The organism is Curtobacterium sp. MCPF17_051, assembly GCF_003234595.1.
Taxonomy (GTDB): Bacteria; Actinomycetota; Actinomycetes; order Actinomycetales; family Microbacteriaceae; genus Curtobacterium; species Curtobacterium flaccumfaciens.
The window spans coordinates 1-23,406 of record NZ_QKSE01000010.1 but is presented as its reverse complement, the minus strand read 5'-3'; the positions used below and the strand labels follow the sequence as shown (position 1 = coordinate 23,406).

At 71.7% G+C, this 23,406-nt stretch carries 19 protein-coding genes and 1 tRNA gene; 17 read left to right on the top strand and 3 right to left on the bottom strand.

What is annotated here, in order from left to right:
- The first annotated feature begins 120 nt into the window (after positions 1-120).
- Positions 121-1,353 (top strand): D-alanyl-D-alanine carboxypeptidase family protein, encoded by a 1,233-nt coding sequence (locus tag DEJ35_RS17270; protein ID WP_181420191.1) that lies wholly within the window; start codon positions 121-123, stop codon positions 1,351-1,353.
- 42 nt (positions 1,354-1,395) lie between these two features.
- The gene (locus DEJ35_RS09200) at positions 1,396-2,730 is read left to right on the top strand and encodes a serine hydrolase (RefSeq protein ID WP_181435560.1); all 1,335 of its coding nucleotides are present in this window, start codon (positions 1,396-1,398) and stop codon (positions 2,728-2,730) included.
- Positions 2,731-2,748: 18 nt separating this feature from the next.
- Here DEJ35_RS09200 and DEJ35_RS09195 read toward each other — a convergent pair whose 3' ends face one another.
- A complete protein-coding gene (locus DEJ35_RS09195; protein ID WP_110862774.1) occupies positions 2,749-3,543 on the bottom strand; it encodes an SGNH/GDSL hydrolase family protein in 795 nt (264 codons plus the stop codon).
- 23 nt (positions 3,544-3,566) lie between these two features.
- On the opposite strand from DEJ35_RS09195, the gene DEJ35_RS09190 reads away from it, so the two are divergent.
- From DEJ35_RS09190 to DEJ35_RS09160, 7 genes are all read left to right on the top strand, one after another.
- Positions 3,567-4,730: an acyl-CoA dehydrogenase family protein gene (locus DEJ35_RS09190; RefSeq protein ID WP_111192612.1), complete on the top strand. Its 1,164-nt coding sequence runs from the start codon at positions 3,567-3,569 to the stop codon at positions 4,728-4,730.
- A gap of 167 nt (positions 4,731-4,897) precedes the next feature.
- Positions 4,898-6,142, top strand: coding sequence for a DNA polymerase IV (gene dinB, locus DEJ35_RS09185; RefSeq protein ID WP_111091512.1), 1,245 nt, complete (start codon positions 4,898-4,900; stop codon positions 6,140-6,142).
- 209 nt (positions 6,143-6,351) lie between these two features.
- Positions 6,352-8,142, top strand: coding sequence for a DEAD/DEAH box helicase (locus tag DEJ35_RS09180; protein WP_110862791.1), 1,791 nt, complete (start codon positions 6,352-6,354; stop codon positions 8,140-8,142).
- Positions 8,143-8,149: 7 nt separating this feature from the next.
- Positions 8,150-8,359: a hypothetical protein gene (locus DEJ35_RS09175; protein ID WP_017887301.1), complete on the top strand. Its 210-nt coding sequence runs from the start codon at positions 8,150-8,152 to the stop codon at positions 8,357-8,359.
- Positions 8,360-8,391: 32 nt separating this feature from the next.
- Positions 8,392-9,720 (top strand): NAD(P)/FAD-dependent oxidoreductase, encoded by a 1,329-nt coding sequence (locus DEJ35_RS09170; RefSeq protein WP_110891624.1) that lies wholly within the window; start codon positions 8,392-8,394, stop codon positions 9,718-9,720.
- 208 nt (positions 9,721-9,928) lie between these two features.
- Positions 9,929-11,068: a zinc-dependent alcohol dehydrogenase gene (locus tag DEJ35_RS09165; RefSeq protein ID WP_110862778.1), complete on the top strand. Its 1,140-nt coding sequence runs from the start codon at positions 9,929-9,931 to the stop codon at positions 11,066-11,068.
- Between the two features lie 11 nt (positions 11,069-11,079).
- A complete protein-coding gene (locus DEJ35_RS09160) occupies positions 11,080-11,679 on the top strand; it encodes a hypothetical protein (protein WP_258370028.1) in 600 nt (199 codons plus the stop codon).
- 351 nt (positions 11,680-12,030) lie between these two features.
- On the opposite strand, the gene DEJ35_RS09155 is transcribed toward DEJ35_RS09160, so the two are convergent.
- Positions 12,031-12,116 (bottom strand) — tRNA-Leu (locus DEJ35_RS09155).
- 161 nt (positions 12,117-12,277) lie between these two features.
- Between DEJ35_RS09155 and DEJ35_RS09150 the strand changes: the two genes are divergently transcribed.
- From DEJ35_RS09150 to mshC, 3 genes are all read left to right on the top strand, one after another.
- Positions 12,278-13,606, top strand: a complete 1,329-nt coding sequence (locus DEJ35_RS09150) for a M20/M25/M40 family metallo-hydrolase (protein ID WP_110862779.1) — start codon at positions 12,278-12,280, stop codon at positions 13,604-13,606.
- Between the two features lie 63 nt (positions 13,607-13,669).
- Entirely contained in the window at positions 13,670-14,500 is an 831-nt protein-coding gene (locus tag DEJ35_RS09145) for an undecaprenyl-diphosphate phosphatase (protein WP_110862780.1), read from the top strand.
- Positions 14,497-15,741, top strand: coding sequence for a cysteine--1-D-myo-inosityl 2-amino-2-deoxy-alpha-D-glucopyranoside ligase (mshC, locus tag DEJ35_RS09140; protein WP_111122967.1), 1,245 nt, complete (start codon positions 14,497-14,499; stop codon positions 15,739-15,741). The genes DEJ35_RS09145 and mshC overlap by 4 nt, the downstream gene beginning before the upstream one ends.
- A 950-nt stretch (positions 15,742-16,691) precedes the next feature.
- Here mshC and DEJ35_RS09135 read toward each other — a convergent pair.
- Entirely contained in the window at positions 16,692-17,627 is a 936-nt protein-coding gene (locus DEJ35_RS09135; RefSeq protein ID WP_110862782.1) for a proteasome assembly chaperone family protein, read from the bottom strand.
- A gap of 147 nt (positions 17,628-17,774) precedes the next feature.
- Here DEJ35_RS09135 and DEJ35_RS09130 point away from each other — a divergent pair, with 147 nt between their 5' ends.
- From DEJ35_RS09130 to DEJ35_RS09110, 5 genes are all read left to right on the top strand, one after another.
- Positions 17,775-18,524: an HAD family phosphatase gene (locus tag DEJ35_RS09130; protein WP_258376239.1), complete on the top strand. Its 750-nt coding sequence runs from the start codon at positions 17,775-17,777 to the stop codon at positions 18,522-18,524.
- Positions 18,521-19,702: a tRNA (adenine-N1)-methyltransferase gene (locus DEJ35_RS09125; RefSeq protein ID WP_111122969.1), complete on the top strand. Its 1,182-nt coding sequence runs from the start codon at positions 18,521-18,523 to the stop codon at positions 19,700-19,702. Before DEJ35_RS09130 ends, DEJ35_RS09125 begins: the two co-directional genes overlap by 4 nt.
- Positions 19,703-19,744: 42 nt before the next feature.
- Positions 19,745-20,665, top strand: coding sequence for an FKBP-type peptidyl-prolyl cis-trans isomerase (locus tag DEJ35_RS09120; protein WP_110862785.1), 921 nt, complete (start codon positions 19,745-19,747; stop codon positions 20,663-20,665).
- A gap of 71 nt (positions 20,666-20,736) precedes the next feature.
- A complete protein-coding gene (locus DEJ35_RS09115) occupies positions 20,737-21,789 on the top strand; it encodes a YafY family protein (protein WP_111122970.1) in 1,053 nt (350 codons plus the stop codon).
- Entirely contained in the window at positions 21,782-22,753 is a 972-nt protein-coding gene (locus DEJ35_RS09110) for a YafY family protein (RefSeq protein ID WP_110862793.1), read from the top strand. Before DEJ35_RS09115 ends, DEJ35_RS09110 begins: the two co-directional genes overlap by 8 nt.
- Positions 22,754-23,406 lie beyond the last annotated feature (653 nt).

Sequence of the window (23,406 nt, the reverse complement as noted above, 5' to 3'; positions counted from 1 at the left end):
AACGATGGAGCGCTGTCGTCGCGGCCGACTCCGACGGCGCAGCGACCCCGGCTCCGGAACGGCAGCCCGACCAGCCCGTCGCAGCCTCGGCCTCGGAGCGGACCGGTACGCTCGGGTCCCGTGTCACCAGTCGTCCGTCGCCCCCGCTCCGCCGTCCGGAGGCCGGTCACGATCTCGGTGGTCGCCGTCCTGCTCCTCGTCGCCGGCTACCTCGTCGCTGCGGCGGTCGTGCCGTTCGCCCCGGCGAGCGCGCGCACGACCACCTACTCGGCACCCACGACGAGCGTGCCGGACCTGCGGTTCCCCGGCTACGGTGCCACGGCGGTCGAGGCGACCGACTTCCCGGAGAGCCTGCGGACCAGCGGCGACACGAAGCCCCGGCCGATCGCGAGCATCTCGAAGATCGTCACCGCTCTCGTGGTCCTCGACGCGAAGCCCCTCGAGCGGGGCGAGCCGGGGCCCTCGATCGCCTTCAACCCGGAGATGCAGGGGCTGTACGCCAAGTACGCGGCGGTGAACGGCGAGGTCGCGCCGATGCCACCCGGACTGAAGCTGTCCGAGTACCAGACCCTGCAGGTCATGCTGATGAAGTCGGCGAACAACTACGCCGGGGCCCTCGCCATCTGGGCGTTCGGGTCGCTGGAGGCGTACGACCGTGCGGCGGACGCGTGGCTCGACCGGCAGGGCCTCGACGACACCACGATCGAGGAGCCGACCGGGCTCGACGCGGACAACCGGTCCACCGCGACCGACCTGGTGGCGCTCGGTCAGCTCGCGCTCGCGAATCCGGTCGTGCAGCAGGTCGTCGGGACGAAGCAGGTGACCGTGCCCGGTGCGGGGCAGATCGAGAACTCGAACAAGCTCCTCGGCCTCGACGGCATCGAGGGGATCAAGACCGGCACCCTCGACGAAGCCGGCGCCTGTCTGCTGTTCGCGGCGACGTACGAGCGCGGCGGCAAGGACGTCACCGTCGTCGGCGTGATGCTCGGCGGTGTCGACCACGACTCGCTCGACGTCGACGTGCAGCGGTTGCTGCGGTCCGTGGCGGACAACTTCCAGGTGGTGACGCTCACCCACCAGGGGCAGACCTTCGGCACCTTCTCGACCCCGTGGCACGACGAGGCCGACGCGGTCACGACGAAGGCGGCCGAGGTGCTCGTGTGGGGCAAGACGACCGTCACCGCGAAGGCGAAGCTGCAGCAGGTGACCTTCGGCACGAAGGGCGAGCGGGTCGGGCAGGTCCGGTTCCGGATCTCCGACCACGACCCGGTGACGGTGCCGCTCGTGCTCGAGCGCACGATCGACGACCCCGGCGTCTGGTGGCGCTGGACGAACCCGTTCCAGGGGGCGTGACGCCCGTCGGCCACCGACCGTAGAGTCGGTCGGGTGACGACGATGACGACGTTCCCCCGGACCACCCCCGCCGCCCTCGGCATCGATCCCGGCGGCGTGACCGCCCTGCTCGACGCCCTCGAGTCCACGCCCGACGTCGAGCCGCACAGCATCATGTTGCTCCGGCACGGCCAGGTGGCGGCCGAGGGCTGGTGGCAGCCCTACGCCGCCGATCGCGTGCACCTGCTCTACTCGTTGAGCAAGAGCTTCACCGCGGCCGGGGTCGGCATCGCCGTGAGGGCGGGCCTGATCGACCTCGACGCCACCGTGCTGTCGTACTTCCCGGAGCTCGACGCCGACGTCACCGACGAACGCAGCCGCCGCATCCGCGTCCGGCACCTGCTCGCGATGGCGAGCGGTCACCGCGAGGAGACGATCGACCGCGCCGAGGCCCTCGACCCGACGAACACGGTGCGCGGGTTCCTGCTGCTCCCGCCGGACGAGGAGCCCGGCACGGTCTTCGCCTACAACCAGCCGTGCACGTACACCCTCGCCGAGATCGTCCGGCGGGTGACCGGTGGTTCCCTCGTCGCCTGGCTCCGCCCGCACCTGCTCGACCCGCTCGGCATCGACGACCTCGCCTGGCGCCGCGACGACACCGGGGCGGAGCTCGGGTACAGCGGGTGCTACGCCCCGACGGATGCGGTCGCCAAGCTCGGCCAGCTGTACCTGCAGGGCGGCGTCTGGGACGGCGAGCGGATCCTCGACGCCGACTGGGTCGAGCAGGCGACCAGCACGCAGGTCGCCAACCCGGACGAAGCCAACCCCGACTGGTCGCAGGGCTACGGCTTCCAGTTCTGGATGGCCCGCCACGGCTTCCGCGGCGACGGCGCCTACGGTCAGTTCTGCGTCGTCCTGCCGGAGCAGGACGTCGTGCTCGCGATGACCGGCCAGAGCCTCGACATGCAGGCCGTCCTCGACGCGGTCTGGCAGCACCTGCTGCCCGCCGTCGACCGCGCGTCCGACGCGGCATCGGCATCCGCCCTGGAGGCCCGGCTCGCCGCCCTGGGACTGCCCGCCGTGGACGGTGGTCCGCTGCAGGGCCTCGCCGACGTCGGTCCGCTGGCCCGCGACGGCGACGGGTGGCGACTCACGCTCGACGTCGACGGCGGCTCGCTGTCGGTGCCGGTCGGGCAGGGGGAGTGGGCCGTCGAGGGCCCACTCGCCGCGAGCGGTGCCGTCGCGGACGACGGGACGGTCCGTGTCGACGTGCGGTTCGTCGAGACCCCGCACCTGGCGCACGTCCGGGTCGACCCCACCACGGGATCGACGACGACGAGCTGGCAGACCGAGCCGCTGCACGACGGACCGCTCACGCTGCGGCGCCCCGCCGGCTGAGGGCCCGCGGCTCCGCGCCTACGGGGTGTCGGAGGGGTGCTCGGTGACGATCCGCAGCTCGGGTCGCTTCGCCGACACCCCGTCGCCGGACGAGGTGTGCTTGATGCGCCGGACCACCCACGGCACCAGGTACTCCCTGGCCCAGCCGAGGTCCTCGGCGCGGGCCTCGCGCCACGGCCGAGCCTCGAGCGGGTCCGGGTTGAACGGTTCGAGCCCGTGCGGCACGCCGAGGGTGTCGAGCACCGCCGCGGCGATCGTCGAGTGGCCCATCGGGGAGTGGTGCAGGCGGTCCGGAGCCCACATCCGCGGGTCCCGGAGCACCCGGAGTGCCCACGTGTTCGCCACCAGGGCGCCGTGCTTCAGGGCGATAGCGTGCAGGTTCTCGTTGTAGATCGCCGTCTTGCCGCGGACCATGCCGAGCACCGGGGTCATCCCGACGTCCGGGCCGGTGAACAGCACGACGGTCGCTCCGTCGCGGCGCAGGTCGGCGACGAGCCGGTCCACGCGCTCGGCGAGCTCGTCCGGGTCCGAGCCGGGGCGGATGATGTCGTTGCCGCCGGCGGACACCGTGATGAGGTCCGGGTGCAGGGCGAGGGCGGCCTCGGCCTGCTCGTCGATGATCTGCTGCAGCAGCCGCCCGCGGATCGCGAGGTTCGCGTAGGCGAAGTCGTCGGTCTGGTGTGCGAGCACCTCGGCGACGCGGTCCGCCCAGCCACGGTTGCCGCCCGGGACGGTGGGGTCGGGGTCCCCGATCCCCTCGGTGAACGAGTCACCGATCGCGACGTACCTGGTCCAAGGATGACGATCTGACACGTTCCGGACCCTAGTCTCGTGGCATGACGAAGGCCAACACGGACGCCGTCGGCTGGTCGGTGCCGGACGAGCTGCTCGACCGCATCGCCGAGCGCGCCCCCGGCTACGACGCCGCGAACGCGTTCTGCACCGAGGACCTCGACGAGCTCCGCGCCGCCGGCTACCTGCGGATCGGTGTTCCGGTCGAGCAGGGCGGGGCGGGCCTCGGCCTCCGTGGCACCGCGCGGGTGCAGCGCGCCCTCGCCCAGGCCGCGCCGGCGACGGCACTCGGCCTCGGCATGCACCAGGTGTGGGTGCAGGCGGCCCGCGCCGTGCGTGCGCGAGGCGAGTCGTTCCTCCAGACAGTCACCGACCACGCTGCGGACGACCACCTGCTCGCCTTCGGGGTGAGCGAACCCGGCAACGACGCCGTGCTGTTCGACTCGTCGACGACGGCGGAGCCGGACGGCGACGGCGGGTACCGGTTCACCGGCACGAAGGTGTCCACGTCCCTCGCACCGGCGTGGGACGTCATGAGCGTCTTCGGCAAGGACACCTCGGGGCCGGAGCCACGGCTCGTGCACGGGTTCGTCCTGCGGTCGGACGGCGACGTCGAGCACCTGGACGACTGGGACACGCTCGGGATGCGTGCGACGCAGAGCCGCACCACGAAGCTGCACGGCGTGCACGTCCCCGCCGACCGCATCGTCCGGTCGCTGCCGGTGGGGCCGAACCAGGACCCGCTCGTGTTCGGGATCTTCGCGTCGTTCGAGCTCCTCATCGCCTCGGTGTACGCCGGGGTCGCCGAGCGGGCGATCGCGCTCGCGACGGCCGCCGTGGCGGGTCGCACCAAGGCCGACGGAACCCCGCGGTCGCAGGACCCCGACGTGCGCCGGGCGATCGCCGACCTGCGCGGTGCGGTCGACGCGATCACGCTGCAGGTCGACTCGCTGGCGCGGTCGGTCGACGAGCTCGACGACCTCGGAGCCCGCTGGTTCCCGCTGCTCGTCGGCACGAAGGCGCGCGCGGTGGACACCGCGCAGCACGTCGTGGACGAGGCCATGCGCGTGGTCGGCGGCTCGGCGTTCCGGTCGTCGAGCGAGCTGGCGCGGCTGGCGCGTGACGTCCGGGCGGGGCAGTACCACCCGTCGTCGCGGGACTCCGCGGCGCGGACGATCGCCGCGTCGGTGCTCGGCCCGCTCAGCTGAGCGCGGCGCTCGCACGGCGCGAGGCGCTGCGCTCCGGGGCACTCCGGTGCGAGGTTCCGCACGTGGTGGCACCCGCGCACCCTCGCACCACGTCCAGAACCTCGCACCGTCCGATCGCGATCGGCCCCGGGCACGGCGATGTCGGCGGCGACTGGCATCATCTCGGTGTGAGCAAGCAGGACGGACGCAACCGCCTCGTCTCCGACGCACCGGTGGACGACGTCTCGGCGACCGTGCTGCACGTCGACATGGACGCCTTCTTCGCCTCCGTCGAACTGCTCGACCGCCCCGACCTCGTGGGCCTGCCCGTCATCGTCGGGCACGACTCCGACCGCTCCGTCGTCACCGCCGCCACCTACGAAGCCCGTCGCTACGGCGTGAACTCGGCGATGCCGATGGCCGTCGCCAAGCGCCGCTGCCCGAACGCCGTCATCGTCGAACCGCACTTCGAGAAGTACCGGGCGCAGTCCGCCGCGGTGATGGCGATCTTCGACCGGTTCACCCCGCGGGTCGAGCGCCTCGGCATCGACGAAGCGTTCCTCGACGTCGCCGGCGCCCTCCGGCTGTACGGCACGCCGTGGCAGATCGGCCAGGCGATCCGCCGCACGGTCTTCGCCGAGACCGGCCTGCACTGCTCTGTGGGTGCAGCGTCGACCAAGTTCGTCGCGAAGCTCGCCTCCAGCCGGTCGAAGCCCGACGGTCTGCTCGTGGTGCCCGCCGCCGACACCGTCGCGTTCCTGCACCCGCAGCCGGTGTCCGCGCTCTGGGGCGTCGGCGGCAAGACGCAGGAGACGCTCGAACGCCGGGGAATCCGCACGGTCGGCGACCTGGCGAACACCCCGCTCGGGTCGCTGGTGTCGGCACTCGGCCCGGCCGGTGGGCAGCGGCTGCACGACCTGTCGTGGGGTCGCGACCCCCGCGTGGTCGACACCGGCGTCGGCGAGAAGTCGATCGGGCACGAGGTCACGTTCGGCCGCGACCTGACCGAGCGCGACGACGTCGCACGAGAGCTCCTGCGCCTGGCCGACAAGGTCGCCGTCCGCCTGCGCCAGGCCGACGTGCAGGCCCGGACCGTGGCTCTCAAGGTCCGCTACACCGACTTCAGCACCCTGACCCGGTCGCGCACCCTGGCGGAGCCCACCGACGTCGCGAAGCGCCTGCACCGCGAAGCCGTCGAGCTGTACGACGTCCTGCACCGACCGGGCAACCAGATCCGGTTGATCGGGGTCCGTGGCGAGAACCTCGTGCCCGCGGCCGCGAGCAACGCCCTGTGGGACGACGACGCGCCGTGGCGTGACACCGAGACCACGGTCGACGCGGTCGCCGCACGCTTCGGCGCCGGCGTGCTGCGACCGGCATCCCTGGTCCGCCGGACCCCTGACGGCGGCGTCCCGCACGCTCGGCAGGACTGACGGTGGCGGTAGAATCGGGTTCAGTGAGCGCAGCGGAGTACGAAGACCAGCAGCCCGCCACGCTGTGGGCGGAGTCGGGTGACGACCAGTCCGGCGCAGGCGGATCGTCGTCGACGCACGACGGCACCGAGGCGCACGAAACGGCGCAGGCGCACCAGACGGCGCAGGCGCACGGTGACGCCGCCCGTGACGAAGCCGACGCCGCGGCCCTGGCCGAAGCGGCCGGCAACTCGGCCGTCCAGCACCTGTCGCCGGCGTTCCCGGACCGGGCCGCCTGGGGCACGGCATCGAAGCTCCGCGCCTGGCAGATCGAAGCGCTCACGAAGTACTTCGAGAAGGAACCTCGCGACTTCCTCACGGCGGCGACCCCCGGCGCCGGCAAGACCACCTTCGCGCTGCGGCTGGCGACCGAGCTCCTCGCCCGCGGCACCGTCGACCGCATCGTCGTCGTGGCCCCGACCGAGCACCTGAAGCGCCAGTGGGCCGACTCCGCCGACCGTGTGGGCATCCGGATCGACCCGATGTTCAAGAACGGCGACGGCATGTTCGGCCGGCACTACCAGGGCGTCGCGATCACGTACGCCCAGGTCGGCATGAACCCCGAGGTGCACAAGCGCATCACCGAGGGCGGCCGCACCCTGGTCGTCCTCGACGAGGTCCACCACGGTGGCGACGCCCTGACGTGGGGCGACGGCATCAGGGAGGCGTTCTCCGGCGCCACGCGTCGGCTCTCGCTGTCGGGGACCCCCTTCCGGTCCGACACCGCACCGATCCCGTTCGTGCAGTACGCCCCCGACGAGCAGGGCATCCGTACCTCGATCTCCGACTACAACTACGGCTACGGCCGGGCGCTGAAGGACGGCGTCGTCCGCCCGGTGCTGTTCATGGCCTACGCCGGACAGATGCGCTGGAAGACCCGGATGGGCGACGAGATGTCGGCCTCCCTGGGTGAACAGGTCACGAAGGACATCACGGCCCAGGCCTGGCGCACCGCGCTGTCACCCGAGGGCGAGTGGATGCCGGCCGTGCTCTCGGCTGCCGACAAGCGCCTGACCGAGGTCCGTCGTGGTGTGCCCGACGCCGGCGGTCTGGTCATCGCCACGGACACCACCACGGCGCGCGCCTACGCCCGGATCCTGCAGCAGATCACGGGGGAGCGTCCCACCGTGGTGCTGTCCGACGAAGCCGCCGGGTCAAGCCGCATCAGCGCGTTCGCCGACGACACCTCCCGCTGGATGGTGGCCGTCCGCATGGTCTCCGAGGGCGTCGACGTCCCACGGCTCTGCGTCGGCGTGTACGCCACGAGTGCGAGCACGCCGCTGTTCTTCGCCCAGGTGATCGGCCGCTTCGTGCGTGCCCGTCGCCGTGGTGAGACCGCGAGCGTCTTCCTGCCGAGCGTTCCCGGGCTGATGGCCCTCGCCGCCACCCTCGAGCTCGAGCGCGACCACGCCCTCGACCGCCCGAAGGACGCCGACGACGGCATGTACAACCCCGAAGACGCGATGGTCGCCGAGGCCAACAAGGAAGACCGCGCGTCCGAGAGCCTGCTCGAGGTCCAGCCGTTCGAGGCGCTCGACTCGCAGGCGTCCTTCGACCGCGTCCTCTACGACGGCGGTGAGTTCGGCACCGGCGGCGAGGTCGGTTCCCTCGAGGAGCTCGACTTCATCGGCATCCCCGGGCTGCTCGAACCCGACCAGGTGCGCGACCTCCTCCGCGCCCGGCAGGCGACCCAGGCCAAGCGCTCCAAGGGCCGCACGGCCAAGGACGGCCTGCCGAAGGCGCCCGAGCCCGATCGCCCGATGTACATGACGATCAAGGAGCAGCGCACCGAGCTCGCCCGGCTCGTGTCGATCTGGTCCCGGCACTCGAACGAGCCGCACGGTGCGATCCACGCCGAACTCCGGCGGATCAGCGGTGGCCCGGCCGTGGCGCAGGCGAGCATCGAGCAGATCCAGAAGCGCATCGACGTCCTGCGCTCCCGCATCGGCGGACGACGGTGACCGCGGCGTGATCGAGCCGGTCGACGACCGCACCTGGTACGTCAAGCGCGACCCCGAGGCGTCACCCGAGGCGATCATCGACCGCTTCGGCGGCGGCTACCGACTCCGCCGCTTCTCGCTCACCGAGTCCCGCCGCACCCCGCACGGGGTGTTCACGGGGCCCGAACTGGCCGAGACCGCGTGGTGGCGGCTCCGCGACAGGCCGCGGAACTCATGACGCGCCAAGCCAAAGTCCGGTAGACCGGAGGAATGGCAGACTCGATCCCTCACGTCCTCGTCCTCGGCGGCGGCTCCGCTGGCTACACCACGGTCAAGCAGCTCCAGAAGCACGCGGCCACGGTGCCCATGCGCATCACGCTGGTGGACCAGAACACGTACTACACGTACCTGCCGTTCCTGCCCGAGGTCGCCGGTGGCCACATCGCGCCGAAGGACGTCACCGTCGAGCTGCGCCGTGCACTGCGCAAGACCCGGGTGATCCAGGGCAAGGTCACCGCGATCTCCTCGGCCGACAAGACCGTCTCGATCGCGACCGCCGGCGGCGACGACCGCACCCTCGGCTACGACCACCTCGTCGTCGCCCTCGGTTCCGTCACCCGCACCTTCCCGACCCCCGGGCTCGAGGAGTACGGCGTCGGCTTCAAGAGCGTCGAAGAGGCCGCCTACGTGCGCGCCAAGCTCCTCGACAACATCGCGAAGGCCGCTGCCACCCGCGACGAGGACGAGCGTCGACGTCTGCTGACCAGCGTCTTCGTCGGCGGTGGCTACACCGGCGTCGAGGCGATCGGTGAGCTGTTCGACGTGTCGCAGGCCGCCATCAAGACCTACCCGTCGCTCGCCGGCGAGCAGCCCCGCTGGGTGCTCATCGATGCCCTCGACCGCGTCGCGCCCGAGGTCGGCCCGGAGCTGTCCAAGTGGACGCTCGAGTCGCTCCGTGCCCGTGGCATCGACGTCCGCCTGAAGACCACCATGCCGAGCGCCGAGGGCGGCGTCGTCAAGTTCTCCGACGGCGACGAGTTCGCCACCGGTCTGCTCGTCTGGACCGCGGGCGTCAAGCCGAACCCGCTCCTCGACGCCTCCGACCTGCCGCGCGGGCCGAAGGGCCACCTCGCCGCGAACGCGAAGCTCCAGGTCGAGGCCGAGGACACCCACCAGGTCGTCGAGGGCGTCTGGGGCCTCGGTGACGTCGCGCAGGTGCCCGACCTGACCGCCGACAAGCAGCCGGCGTTCTACCCGCCGAACGCGCAGAACGCCGTGCGCCAGGCCGTGGTCGCCGCCGACAACATCGTCGCGACCATCACCGGCAAGCCCCTCGAGGAGTACCGCCACCCCTCCATCGGCACCGTCGCGTCGTACGGTGTCGGCAAGGGTGCCGCGAACATCAAGGGCATCAAGATGACCAACCTGTTCGCGTGGCTCGCGCACCGCGCGTACCACGTGTACGCGATGCCGACCCTGAACCGGAAGGCCCGCATCATCATCGGCTGGATCACCGGTGCCGTGTCGGGTCGCGACGCGACCTCGCTCATCAAGGAAACCGACCCGCGACGCAACTTCGTCGAGGCGTCGAAGAGCTAGGAGACCGAACGCGGCAACAGGCCGCAACGTCGTCGAGGCGTCGAAGAGCGAGACGCCCCCACGGATCGGACGGGAGGCGCGGTGCCAGCTGGCACCGCGCCTCCCGTCCGTCTGTGCGGACGACCACCGCCTGTCCGCCATCTGCAGACCTGGGTCCGTTCCAACGTGCGCCGCGCCAGCGTGGACGTGCCGAACGAGAGGAGCGCCCATGCGCGCCATGACCTACCGCGGGCCCTACCGGGTCCGTGTCGAGGAGAAGCCGGACCCCCGGATCGAGCATCCGAACGACGCGGTGATCCGCGTCGAGCGGGCGGCGATCTGCGGATCCGACCTGCACCTGTACCACGGCATGATGCCCGACACCCGCGTCGGACACACGTTCGGCCACGAGTTCATCGGCGTCGTCGAGCAGGTCGGGTCGTCGGTGGAGACACTGAGCGTGGGGGACCGCGTGATGGTCCCGTTCCACATCTCGTGCGGGACCTGCTGGTTCTGCGCCCGCGGCCTGTTCACGAACTGCCACAACGTGAACCCGAACGCCACGGCGGTCGGCGGGATCTTCGGGTACTCGCACACCACCGGCGGCTACGACGGCGGGCAGGCGGAGCGTGTCCGGGTGCCGTTCGCCGACGTCGGTCCGCAGGTGATCCCGGAATGGCTCGACGACGACGACGCCCTGATGATGACCGACGCCCTGGGCACCGGGTACTTCGGCGCCCAGCTGGCGTCGATCCGCGAGGGCGACACCGTCGTCGTGCTCGGCGCCGGACCGATCGGGCTCTACGCCGCCAAGTCCGCCTGGCTGATGGGTGCCGGGCGGGTCATCGTCGTCGACCAGTTCGAGTACCGCCTCGAGAAGGCTCGGACGTTCGCGCACGCCGAGACGATCAACTTCGCCGAGGTCGACGACGTCGTGCTCGAGATGAAGAAGCAGACCGACTTCCTCGGCGCGGACAGCGTGATCGATGCCGTCGGTGCCGAAGCCGACGGCAGCTTCGTGCAGCAGGTCACCGCCACCAAGTTCAAGCTGCAGGGCGGATCGCCGGTCGCGCTGAACTGGGCGATCGACGGCGTGCGCAAGGGCGGCACGGTGTCCGCGATGGGCGCCTACGGCCCGATCCCGAACCTGGTGAAGTTCGGCGACGCCATGAACAAGGGCGTCACGATCCACATGAACCAGGCGCCCGTGAAGCGGCAGTGGCCCCGTCTGCTCGAGCACATCCAGGCCGGACACCTGAAGCCGAGCGACATCATCACGCACCGCATCCCGCTCGAGCACATCGCCGAGGGGTACCACCTGTTCTCGTCGAAGCTCGACGACTGCATCAAGACCGTCATCGTCCCGTGAAGGAGCACACCGTGCCCGACAACGCCGCGCCCGATCACACCCCGTACATCGCCGATCCGCCCCGTCGGGTGCCCTCGGCCGAGGAACTCCGCGCCCGCATCCCGGGGTGGGGGAGCGACCTCGACCTCGCGGACCGTCCCTCGGTGCCGAAGCTCTCGCGCGAGGCCGGTTCGGCCACCGGTGCCCACTGGGACCTCCCGCCGCAGCAGGACGGTGCGCACGGCCGGGAGCGCTCGATCGAGCACGCCCACGTGACGCCGGTGTTCGGCACCGCGCAGCCCCTGCACGGGGTCGCCGGGATCGTCCGGCGGTACGCCTACCGGCGGTTCAGCGAGGGGCGTCTGGCGCACTGGATGCTGCTCGTCGTCGGGGACCGCCTGGACGTCGCGACGCACCGGGTGACCGATGCATTCAGGGGTCGGCCGGACCGGGTGATCAGCGAGACCGGCGTCGCGGCGGAACGTGGGAACCGCCCTGTTGCGTCGCGCCTGGGGTCGAGTCGGCGGGACTGGCGGCACCAGGTGCTCGACCCGGTGGTCGCGAACTGGGGTTGGCTGGCGGCGCTCGGTGCCGTCGTGCTGGTGGTGCGGCGGGTGCGCCGCTCGCGGTGACCGCGCAGGCCGCCGGGCTTGCAGCCTGGTGCGGCGTTGCCCACTCGGTGCGACCTTGTTCCGTCACACGGAGTGCACAACCTCGCACCGGCCTGCGACGTGTGCACGCTCCGGACTGGAGGCGCGTGGCGGCCCCGCCCCGCGCCTCCCGTCCGGACGGGCCTGCGTGCAGAGCCACTCCTGCCCCTGCCTCGATCGCCCTGAGCGCAGCGAAGTGGCGCGCGGTTCGCCCTGAGCGCAGCGAAGTGGTGCCCGAGGCGGTGACGCCCTGAGCGCAGCGATGGCGGCACTCGCCGAGAAGACACAACAGAAAATGCCCCCCGACCGAAAGGTCGGGGGGCATGCATTCTGTGTCCGAGAGGGGACTTGAACCCCTACGCCCTAATACGGGCACTAGCACCTCAAGCTAGCGCGTCTACCAATTCCGCCACCCGGACAGGGTGTCTGGTGTCTGATTCCCGGGTTGAACCCGGCGTTCCTGCCGAGAGAAGACACTAGCACGGGTCTGAACGCGCGATGAACACGGTCGCGCATCCCGGGCGAGTCCTGCGTGTCGGGACTCGGCGACGGGGTCGGTGCCGACCGATACCGTGGAGCCATGACGAACCCGGAGCCCTCCGAGCCGCAGTCCGTGCCCGAGCTCGAGGCCACCGCGGCGATCGCCCGCGACCTCATCCGCATCGACACGACGAACTGGGGCGAGGGGAAGTCCCGTGGGGAGACCGAGGCGGCCCACTACGTCGAGGACAAGCTCCGCGCCCTGGGTCTCGAGCCGCAGTTGTTCGAGTCCGAGCCGGACCGGGTGAGCGTCGTGGCACGGGTACCCGGCCGGAACCGTGACAAGCCGGCGCTCGTGGTGCACGGGCACCTCGACGTCGTGCCGGCCGACCCGGCGAACTGGTCGGTCGACCCGTTCGGTGGTGTGGTCAAGGACGGATCGCTGTGGGGTCGCGGCGCCGTCGACATGAAGAACATGGACGCGATGATGCTCACGTCGCTGGCCGACGTCATCGAGCAGCACGGTGCGCCGGAGCGTGACCTGGTGATCGCGTACTTCGCCGACGAAGAGGCCGGGGGAGTCCTGGGGTCCCACCACGTGGTCGACCAGCACCCCGAGGTCTTCGCGGGGGCGTCGGCGGCGATCAGCGAGGTCGGCGGGTACTCGATCACGCTCGGTGACCGTCGCGCCTACCTGCTGCAGACCGGCGAGAAGGCGCTCATGTGGGTGAAGCTGATCGCGCGCGGCACCGCCGCCCACGGCTCGCACGTGATCCGCGACAACGCCGTCACGAAGCTCGCGGCGGCGGTCGCCCGGATCGGCAGCGAGGAGTGGCCCGTCCGGCTCTCGGCCACGACGGACGCGATGGTAGCCGAGGTGGCGCGGTTCCTCGGGGTCGACCCGACGGTCACCGGCCCGGACGAGGTCGCGCTGGCCACCGGCTCGGCGTCGCGGTTCATCCACGCCGCGCTGCACACCACGTCGAACCCGACGGTGCTGACCGCCGGCTACAAGCACAACGTGATCCCGGACACCGCCGAGGCCCTGGTCGACATCCGCTGCCTGCCGGGTGACGAGGAGACCGTGCTCGAGCGGGTGCGGGAGCTCGCCGGACCCGACGTCGAGGTGGTCATGTCGTTCCGCGACATCGGCCTCGAGCAGGACTTCGGCGGCCCGCTGGTCGACGCCGTCCGCGACGTCCTCGGCCGGCACGACCCGGGCGCACCTGTCCTGCCGTACCTGCTGTCCGGCGGCACCGACAACAAGGCGCTCTCGACGCTCGGCATCGCGGGGTACGGGTTCGTGCCGCTCCAGCTGCCGGCCGGTGTCGACTTCCCCGCGATGTTCCACGGCGTGGACGAGCGGGTGCCGCTCGACTCGCTGGCGTTCGGTCGGCGGGTGCTGGGCGACCTGCTCGCCACGTACTGATATTGTTCATGGTCGCCGTCGTGGCGGTGCCCTGACCGACCTCCCCCCTGAAAGGCCCGTGCGATGCACATCCTCGAGGCGATCTTCCTCGGCTTCGTCCAGGGGCTCACCGAGTTCCTGCCGGTGTCCTCCAGCGCGCACCTGCGCATCGTGGGGCTCTTCCTGCCCGACGCGAAGGACCCCGGTGCGGCCTTCACCGCGGTGACGCAGCTCGGCACCGAGACCGCGGTGCTCATCTACTTCTGGAAGGACATCACCCGGATCGTCGGGCGGTGGTTCCGGTCGGTGGTCAAGCGTGACGTGCCGAAGGGCGACCCCGACGTCCGCCTCGGCTGGCTGGTGATCCTCGGCACGATCCCGATCGGGGTGGCCGGGCTCCTGCTCAAGGACTCGATCGAGACCACGTTCCGGTCCCTCTGGATCGTCGCGGTCGTCCTCATCGTGTTCGGTGTCGTGCTCGGGGTGCTCGACCGTGTCGGCCGCAAGGAGCGACGCATCGAGCAGATGACGTTCCGCGGTGGGCTGCTCATCGGCCTGGCGCAGATGCTCGCCCTGGTGCCCGGTGTGTCCCGTTCCGGCGCGACCGTGTCGATGGGTCTCGCCCTCGGGTACACCCGGCCGGCGGCCGCGCGCTTCGCGTTCCTGCTGGCGATCCCGGCGGTGTTCCTGTCCGGCTTCTACGAGGCCGCGACGAGCCTCGGCGACCACGGCTCACCGTTCGGACTCGCCGACACGCTCATCGCCACCGTCGTCGCGTTCGTGGTCGGGTTCGTCGTGATCGCGGCGTTCATGAACTACATCAGCAAGCGCAGCTTCATGCCCTTCGTCGTCTACCGGATCGCACTCGGTATCGTGCTCATCGTGTTGTTGTCGCTCGGAGTGATCCAGCCGTGAGGGCCTGGCAGGCCCCATCCGTCCCCGACGTCCCCGGCGCCGCGCCCCGACCGGTCGTCCACGACACCGCAACGGGCAAGCCGGTGGACCCCGCCCGCGACGAGGACCGCGCTGCGCTGTACGTCTGCGGCATCACGCCGTACGACGCCACGCACCTCGGCCATGCGGCGACCTACCTGGCGTTCGACACGCTCGGCCGGGCCTGGCGTGACGCGGGCCTCGACGTCGAGTACGCGCAGAACGTCACCGACGTGGACGACCCGTTGCTCGAGCGTGCCGCCCGCGACGGCGTCGACTGGCGCGCCCTGGCGGCCGAGCAGGTCGACCTGTTCCGCCGCGACATGGAGTCGCTGCGGATCCTGCCGCCGGACGACTTCGTGGCCGTCACCGACGAGGTCGAGCGCGTCGCCGAGGCGGTCTCGTTCCTGCAGGAGTCCGGCTACGCGTACGAGGTCCCGACCGACGGCGCCGAGGGCGACGACCTGTACTTCGACGTGAACCGCCCCACCGACGCGTGGACCCTCGGTGACGAGAGCGGCCTGGACCGCGAGACGATGCTCGCCCTCGCTGCCGAACGCGGCGGCGACCCGGAACGTCCGGGCAAGCGTGATCCGCTCGACCCGCTGCTGTGGCGCGCCGCGCGTGACGGTGAGCCGGCCTGGGACACCGAGATCGGCCCCGGTCGCCCCGGCTGGCACATCGAGTGCAGCGTCATCGCCGGTGACCGCCTCGGGCTGCCGATCAGCGTGCAGGGCGGCGGGAGCGACCTCGTCTTCCCGCACCACGAGATGAGCGCCGGGCACGCTGCGGCCCTCGCGCACCAGCCCCTCGCCAACGCGTTCGTGCACACCGGGATGATCGCCTACCAGGGGACGAAGATCTCGAAGTCGCTCGGCAACCTCGTCACCGTGCGCGGGCTGCTCGACGACGGCGCCGACCCCCGCGCCATCCGGCTCGCGCTGCTGTCGCACAAGTACTCCGACGACTGGGAGTGGTTCGACACCGAGCTGACCAGCGCCCAGACCCGGCTCGCCGGCTGGGACGCCTGGGCCTCCGGAGCCACAGCCGGGCACGCCGACGACGCAGCGGACGTCGCGGCGCGCATCCGCGCGCGGGTCTCCGACGACCTGGACACCCCGGGCGCCGTCGCGGCGGTCGACACGGCGATCGCGGGTGGCACGGCGTGCACGCCGGAGCTCCTCGACCTGATCGACGCGCTGCTCGGCATCCGCCTGGCCTGACCTCGGCGCACCGGCCGTCGCGTCGGTGCCGGAGGTGATCGGGGTGTCGTGACCTTGCGTGGCGGCGGACGGGAGGGCCGTGGCGGGGCCGTCCCGTGCCTCCCGCCGCCGAGTGGTCGCGACACGTCGCGTGTGCGCTGCCGAGGGGTCAGGAACTGTCGTCCGGGAGGGCCGCAGCCGACAGTTCGTGACCACCCGGCGGAGGTGAGCGGGCTGTTGTGACCTTGCGTGGCGGCGGACGGGAGGGCCGTGGCGGGGCCGTCCCGTGCCTCCCGTGCCTCCCGTCCGCCGAGTGGTCGCGACATGTCGCGTCTGCGCTGCCGAGGGGTCAGGAACTGTCGTCCGGGCGGGCCACAACCGACGATTCGTGACCACCCGGCGGAGGTGAGCGGGCTGTCGTGACCGCACGCGTCCGCCGGGCGGGAGGCCCGTGGCGGGCCAGCCCCGTGCCTCCCGTCCGCCGAGTGGTCGCGACGGGTCGCGTGTGCACTGTCGACCGGTCAGGATCTGTCGCCCGGGCGGGCCGCAACCGACGATTCGTGACCACCCGGCGGAGGTGAGCGGGCTGTCGTGACCGCACGCGTCCGCCGGGCGGGAGGCCCGTGGCGGGCCAGCCCTGTGCCTCCCGTCCGCCAGGTGGTCGCGACACGTCGCGTGTGCGCTGCCGAGGGGTCAGGAACAGTCGCCCGGGAGGGCCGCAACCGACGATTCGTGACCACTCGGCGGAGGTGAGCGGGCTGTTGTGACCGCACGCCCCCGCCGGGCGGGAGGCCCGTGGCGGGCCAGCCCCGTGCCTCCCGTACGCCGAGCGGTCGCGACACGTCGCGTGCGCGCTGCCGAGGGGTCAGGAACTGTCGTCCGGGCGGGCCGCAACCGACAGTTCGTGACCACCCGGCGGAGGTGAGCGGGGTGTCGTGACCGCACCCCTCCCGACCGTCAGGGGGTGACGGCTACTGCTGCGGCGGCTGCTGGGGCCGCCACGGCCCCTCGCCACCGGCGGTGCCGCCGTCCTTGCCGTCCTTGCGCTCACGGCGACGGAGGTACTGCTCGAACTCCTGCGCGATGGCGTCGCCCGACGCCTCGGGGGAGTCGACCGTGTCGCGCGCCTGCTCGAGCTGCCCGATGTAGGACGCCATGTCCTCGTCATCGGCGGCGAGGGCGTCGATCCCCTCTTCCCACTCGGTGGCGTCGTCGAGCAGCGACCCGCGCGGCACCGTGACGTCCGTGAGCTCCTCGATCTTGTCGAGCAGCGAGAGCGTGGCCTTCGGCGAGGGCGAGTTGTGCACGTAGTGCGGCACCGACGCCCACAGGGACAGCGTGGTCAGCCCGGCCTTGTCCATCGCGTCGGCGAGGACCCCGAGGATGCCGGTCGGGCCCTCGTACGACGAGCGGTCGACGTCGAAGGCGGCGCGGACCCCGGCGTTCTCGCTCGACACGAAGACCGAGATCGGTCGGGTGTGCGGGACGTCGGCGAGCATGGCCCCGACGAAGACGACGGCGTCGATCGAGTAGACGTCCGCCAGGTCGATGATCTCCGAGCAGAAGCCCCGCCAGGTGCGCGAGGGTTCCGGGCCGACGAGCACGAAGACGTCACGGTCGGTGGGGGAGCCGGTGGCGCCGATGACGGGACGACCCTCGGCACCGGGGCCGTACAGCACGATCCGGGGCCACTGCACGCCGCGGTCGCCGTTGTCGTCGGTGCCGACGGTGGGCCGGTTGAACTGGTAGTCGACGTACCGCTCGCCGTCGAGCTCGCGCAGCTCGTCGAGCCCGAGCGACTCGACGATGCGACGCGCCAGACCGCTCGCGGCCTCGCCGGCGTCGTTCCAGCCCTCGAAGGCGACGACGAGCAAGCGACCGTCGCTGAAGGGGGAGTGCTGTGGCACGGAGCGGACCTCCTGGTGGTGGAGCGGAGCGGGGCGGGAGCGATGCCCCCGGCCGGACACGATTCAGGCATCCACTGTAGGCCCAGGGGGTGTCGGCGCACGCGCGCGTCCGCGCCCAGCGGAACGGCCCCGGTAGACTCGTCGCCCGTGACCGCGCATCCTCCTGCCCTCGTCCCGCCCGCAGCCGTGCTGTGGGACATGGACGGCACGATCATCGACACCGAGCCGATCTGGCAGCGGTCCCAGGTCGACCTGACGACCCGGTACGGCGCCGAGTGGACGGAAGCGGACGGCCTGTCCCTGGTGGGCAGCGGTCTCGAGCGCTCCGGTGAGCTCCTGCGTGCCAGGGGCGTCGACATGGACGTCGAGGAGATCATCCAGTGGATGACCGACTACGTGATGGAGCACCTGCGCGCCGGTGAACTGCCCTGGCGGCCGGGTGCCCGTGAGCTCGTCGAGGAGCTCCACGCCCGCGGCATCCCGACCGCCCTGGTCACGATGTCCCGTCGAAAGATGGCGCTCGTCGCCGCCGAGGCCCTGGGCGAGCGTGGCTTCCGCGTCGTCGTGGCCGGCGACGACGTCGACCGCCCGAAGCCGTTCCCGGACGCGTACCTGTCCGCCGCAGCGCAGCTCGGCGTCGAGCCCACCGCGTGCGTCGCGATCGAGGACTCCGCGACCGGCGTCGCGTCGGCCGTCGCCTCCGGCGCCGTCACGGTCGCCGTCGAGCACATCGTCCCGCTGTCCGAGATCGCCGGCGGCGACGTGCACCTGACCACCCTGGCGGGGGTCGACGTCGACCGGCTGGTCGAGTTGACGACGCCGGCACTGGCCGCACGGACTGGAGGCGCGGTGCCGGACCCGGCGCACGCTGCGGACACCGAAGGGGTCACCCGATGAGCCACACCGACGACGCACGCGACGAGGCGGACGCGAGCCGCGCCTCCAGTCCGACCACGGACCCGACCGCAGCGCTCCCGCACACCGCGGGCGGCGCACCGCACACGCCGCCGCGCGGCCCGTTCCGGGCCGGCGACCGCGTGCAGCTGACCGGTCCGAAGGGCAAGCTCACGACGCTGTCGCTCGAGACCGCGGGTGAGTACCACACGCACCGCGGGGTGCTCCGGCACGACGACGTCATCGGGCAGCCCGACGGCTCGGTCATCCGGGCGAGCACCGGTGACGAGTACCTCGCACTCCGCCCGCTGCTCAACGACTACGTGATGTCGATGCCGCGCGGCGCCGCGATCGTCTACCCGAAGGACGCGGCGCAGATCGTGGCCTTCGCGGACGTCTTCCCCGGGGCCCGCGTGGTCGAGGCCGGCGTCGGCTCGGGGGCGCTGTCGCTGTTCCTGCTCCGCGCGATCGGCCCGACCGGGCAGCTGCAGTCGTTCGAGCGCCGCGAGGAGTTCGCGGCCATCGCGAAGGGCAACGTCGGCACGTTCCTCGGAGCCGTCCCGGACAACTGGTCCGTCACCGTCGGTGACCTGGTCGAGTCGCTGCCCGACGCGACCGAGCCGCAGAGCGTCGACCGCGTCGTGCTCGACATGCTCGCGCCGTGGGAGTGCGTGGACGCCGCAGCCGACGCCCTCGTGCCCGGCGGACTCATCGTCTGCTACGTCGCGACCGTCACGCAGCTGTCCCGCACGGCCGAGGCCCTGCGCGACACCGGACGCTTCACCGACCCGATGCCGAGCGAGACCCTGGTGCGCACCTGGCACGTCGAGGGCCTCGCCGTCCGCCCGGACCACCGCATGGTCGGGCACACCGGGTTCCTCATCACGGCACGACGCCTGGCCGACGGGACGGTGCTGCCGAACCTGAAGCGCCGCGCGGGCAAGGCGGAGTTCTCGGACGAGGACATCGAGGCCTGGACCCCCGGCGCCGTGGGCGAGCGGGCGACGAGCGACAAGAAGCTCCGCAAGGTGGCTCGGCAGTCGGCGGCGCAGGCGCGGAAGGTCGCGGCGGCCGAGGCGTCGTCGGCGGCGGTGGATGGTGCTGCGGCACCGTCCGGGGCCGCTGCGGCTCCGTCGGATGCCGCTGCGGCTCCGTCCGGGGCCGTCGAGGACGAACGGTAGGCTAACGGCGTGCCCGTCCTGCATCGAACGGAAAGAGGGTCCGTGCGCACCATCCCCGCACTCCTGGTCACCATCGGTCTCGCGGTGTCCCTCACCGCCTGTGCCTCGAACGGTGCCGGCACCACGCCCTCGAGCTGTGCCGCTCCCGGCGCCGCGTCCGAAGCGGTGACCGCCACCGGCAAGTTCGGCTCGGAGCCGAAGGTCAGCGTGCCGAAGGGCCTGACCACCAAGGGCACCCAGGTGTCCGTGCTGAAGCAGGGCAGCGGTCGCACGATCGACGACGGCACCCCCGTCCTGGTCGAGTACACCCTGGTCGACGGCTCCACGGGCGAGGTCGCCCAGACGAGCGGCTACTCGGGCCAGACGGCACCGATCACCGCCGGTGCGAGCAACTACGGGGCCCTCGGTGCTTCGCTGCAGTGCGCCCACGTCGGCGATCGACTGGCGGTGGCCCTGCCGAAGAGCGCCCTGAGCGGCACCGACGGCACCGGTGGCAGCTCCTCGTCGAAGAAGACCGAGGACGCCGTGATCGCCGTCATCGACGTCAAGCGCGCGTTCGACGCCCGCGCCACCGGTACCCCGCAGCTCGCCGGCGACAAGATGCCGGCCGTCGTGCTCGCGCCGTCCGGAGCCCCCGGCATCACGATCCCGTCGTGGAGCGCCCCGAAGTCGAACGAGACCCACCTGCTCCGCAAGGGCGACGGTCGCGAGCTCACCGCCAAGGACACCGCGGTCATCAAGTACACCGCCGTCACCTGGGGTGCCGACCCGTCCGTCGCCGGCTCCAGCTGGACCGACGGTTCCGGCGCGCAGGCCATCCCGCTCACCAAGGGCCAGGTCGACGAGGGCGTCCGGACCGCGATCGTCGGGCACCACGTCGGCGACCAGGTCCTGGCCATCGTCAACCAGCAGGGGACCGCGTACGCGTACGTGATCGACGTCCTCGGGGCGATCTCGAACTGACCCGGTCCGACCGTCCACGGACCACGGCGCGGGTGCACTGCGGTGCACCCGCGCTGCCGTAGGATCGGCTCGTGCCAGCGACCCGTGTGCCCCGTGTGCCCGCCGAGGAGCGGCTGTTCAGCCTCGTGCTCGCGCTGCTCTCGACGGAGTCCGGGCTGACCAAGGCCGAGATCCTGGCCAACGTGCAGGGGTACCGGCAGCGGTTCTCGCCCGGCGGCGACAACGCCTCGCTCGAGCGCCAGTTCGAACGCGACAAGGACGACGTCCGCGAGCTCGGCATCCCCCTCGAGACCATCGAGACCCCGGGTGCCGCGGGCAACAACCAGACGCTCCGATACCGGATCCCGAAGGGCGAGTACGACCTGCCGGTCGACGTCCGCTTCACCCCGGACGAATCCGCGTTGCTCTCCCTGGCCGCGATGGCCTGGCGCGAAGGCGCCCTGTCCGCCGACTCGCGCCGTGGCCTGCTGAAGGTCCGCTCGGCCGGTGCCGAGGACGACGACGGTGCCCTGCAGCTCGGGGTCGACGCGTACGCTCCGCGGCTCCGCGCCCGGGATGCCTCCTTCGAGCCGCTCCGTTCCGCGCTCGACCGCGGTGCAGCCGTGCGCTTCGACTACATCACGCCGGGGCAGCACGACGCGCGTCGGCGCGAAGTGGCTCCACTCGCCCTGGTGCAGCACGGCGGCCGGTGGATGCTCGCCGCCCACGAGTTCGCGACGGACTCGGACAAGAACTACCTGCTGTCCCGCATCGTCGGGCCGGTCACCCAGTACGAGGTCGGGCAGCACACCGCTCCCGTCGGCGCGGGGGAGCGCACCCTCGCCGAACTCGAGCGGATCTGGGCCGAGCGCACCGCGCGCATCGCCGTGACGCCGGGTTCCGACGCCGAACGCCGACTGACCCGTCGCCGCGACACCGAGACCGACGCCGACGGCGCGCTCGTGCTGCACCACGTCGACCCGCAGATCCTCGCCGAGGAACTCGCCGCCTTCGGGCCCGAGGTCCGGGTGCTCGAGCCCGACGACCTGCGGGCACGGGTCGACGAGCGCCTCCGTGCACTCGTGCGCGACCACACCGACGACGACGGTGCCGCAGCCCCCGGAGAGGACCCCGTTCGTGGCTGACGCCCAACCCCTGCAGGCGCAGGACAAGCTCGCGTTCCTGCTCGCCCTGGTGCCGTACCTGATCGACCGCGAGCGGGTCTCGGTGGCCGAGGCCGCTCGGCACTTCGGTGTGCCCGAGGCCCGCATCCGGCGTGCCGTCGAACTCATCGCGGTGTCCGGGGTGCCCGGCGAGACGATGCAGTACCAGCACGGCGACCTGTTCGACATCGCGTGGGACGACTTCGACCAGAACGACATGATCGTGCTGACCAACCTGGTGGCGATCGACGACTCACCGCGTCTGTCGGCTCGTGAAGCCTCGGCGCTCATCGCCGGCCTGCAGTACCTGTCCGCGCTGCCCGAAGCCGCCGACCGTGACGCCATCCGTGCGCTCATGGCCAAGCTGTCCCGCGGTGCCGGGGGAGCGGCGTCGACCGTCGCCGTCGGGCAGGACCTGCACGACGTCGCCCTCGCCACCATCCGCCGGGCGATGTCCGACGGCCGGGGCCTGGTCTTCGAGTACGCCGGACCGCGCACCCAGGGCGGCACCCGACGGGTCGACCCGCTCCGGGTCGAATCCATCGACACCGACTGGTACCTCCGCGCGTGGGACCTCGACCGGCAGGCGCTCCGGACGTTCCGGCTCGATCGGATGTCGGAGGCGCGCGTCGACGACCGCCCGGCCGAGAAGACGATCGACCAGGTCGTGATCCCGGACACGCTGTTCCAGCAGGCCGCCGACGACGTCATCGTCACGGTGGAACTCGACTCGACGTCGCTGCCCCTGGTCGCCGACTTCCTGTCCGACACCGCCGACGCGCCCGACGATGACGGTCGTGTGCGCATCCGGCTCGCGGCGTCGCACGGGTTCGACGGCGTGGTCCGGCTCGTCGCCGGGTTGCCGGGTCGTGCCGTGGTGCTCGACCCGCCCGCGGCCCGTGACGCCGTGCGCGACTTCGCGGCCGCTGCCCTCGCCGCGGGCTGAGGTCTGCCGCTGCGGCCCGTTCGAGCGCTGCACGTTCCGCCCATGTACGCCCGTTCGCGCACGGTGGACCTCGGGTACCTGGTCGTTCCGGCGTACCCGATGTGTTGATCCGACGAGGTATGCACGATCTCGCCAGGTATGCCCGATCTCGCGAGGTACGCCCGATCTTGCCAGGTACGCCCGATCCCGCACGGTGGACTTCGGGTACCTGGTCGTTCCGGGCGTACCTGGTTTGTTGATCCGACCAGGTACACCCGCTCGCGCACGGTATGCCCGATCTCGCGAGGTACGCCCGATCGTGCCAGGTACGCCCGATCCCGCACGGTGGACTTCGGATACCTGGTCGTTCCGGGCGTACCTGGTGTGTTGATCCGACCAGGTGTGCCCGACCTCGCCAGGTGTGCCCGATCGTGCCAGGTACGCCCGATCCCGCACGGTGGACCTCGGGTACCTGGTCGTTCCGGGCGTACCTGGTGTGTTGATCGGACCAGGTATGCCCGATCTCGCCAGGTGTGCCCGATCGTGCCAGGTACGCCCGATCCCGCACGGTGGACTTCGGGTACCTGGTCGTTCCGGGCGTACCTGGTGTGTTGATCCAACCAGGTACGCCCGATCTCGCCAGGTACGCCCGATCGCGCACGGTAGGCCCGCCC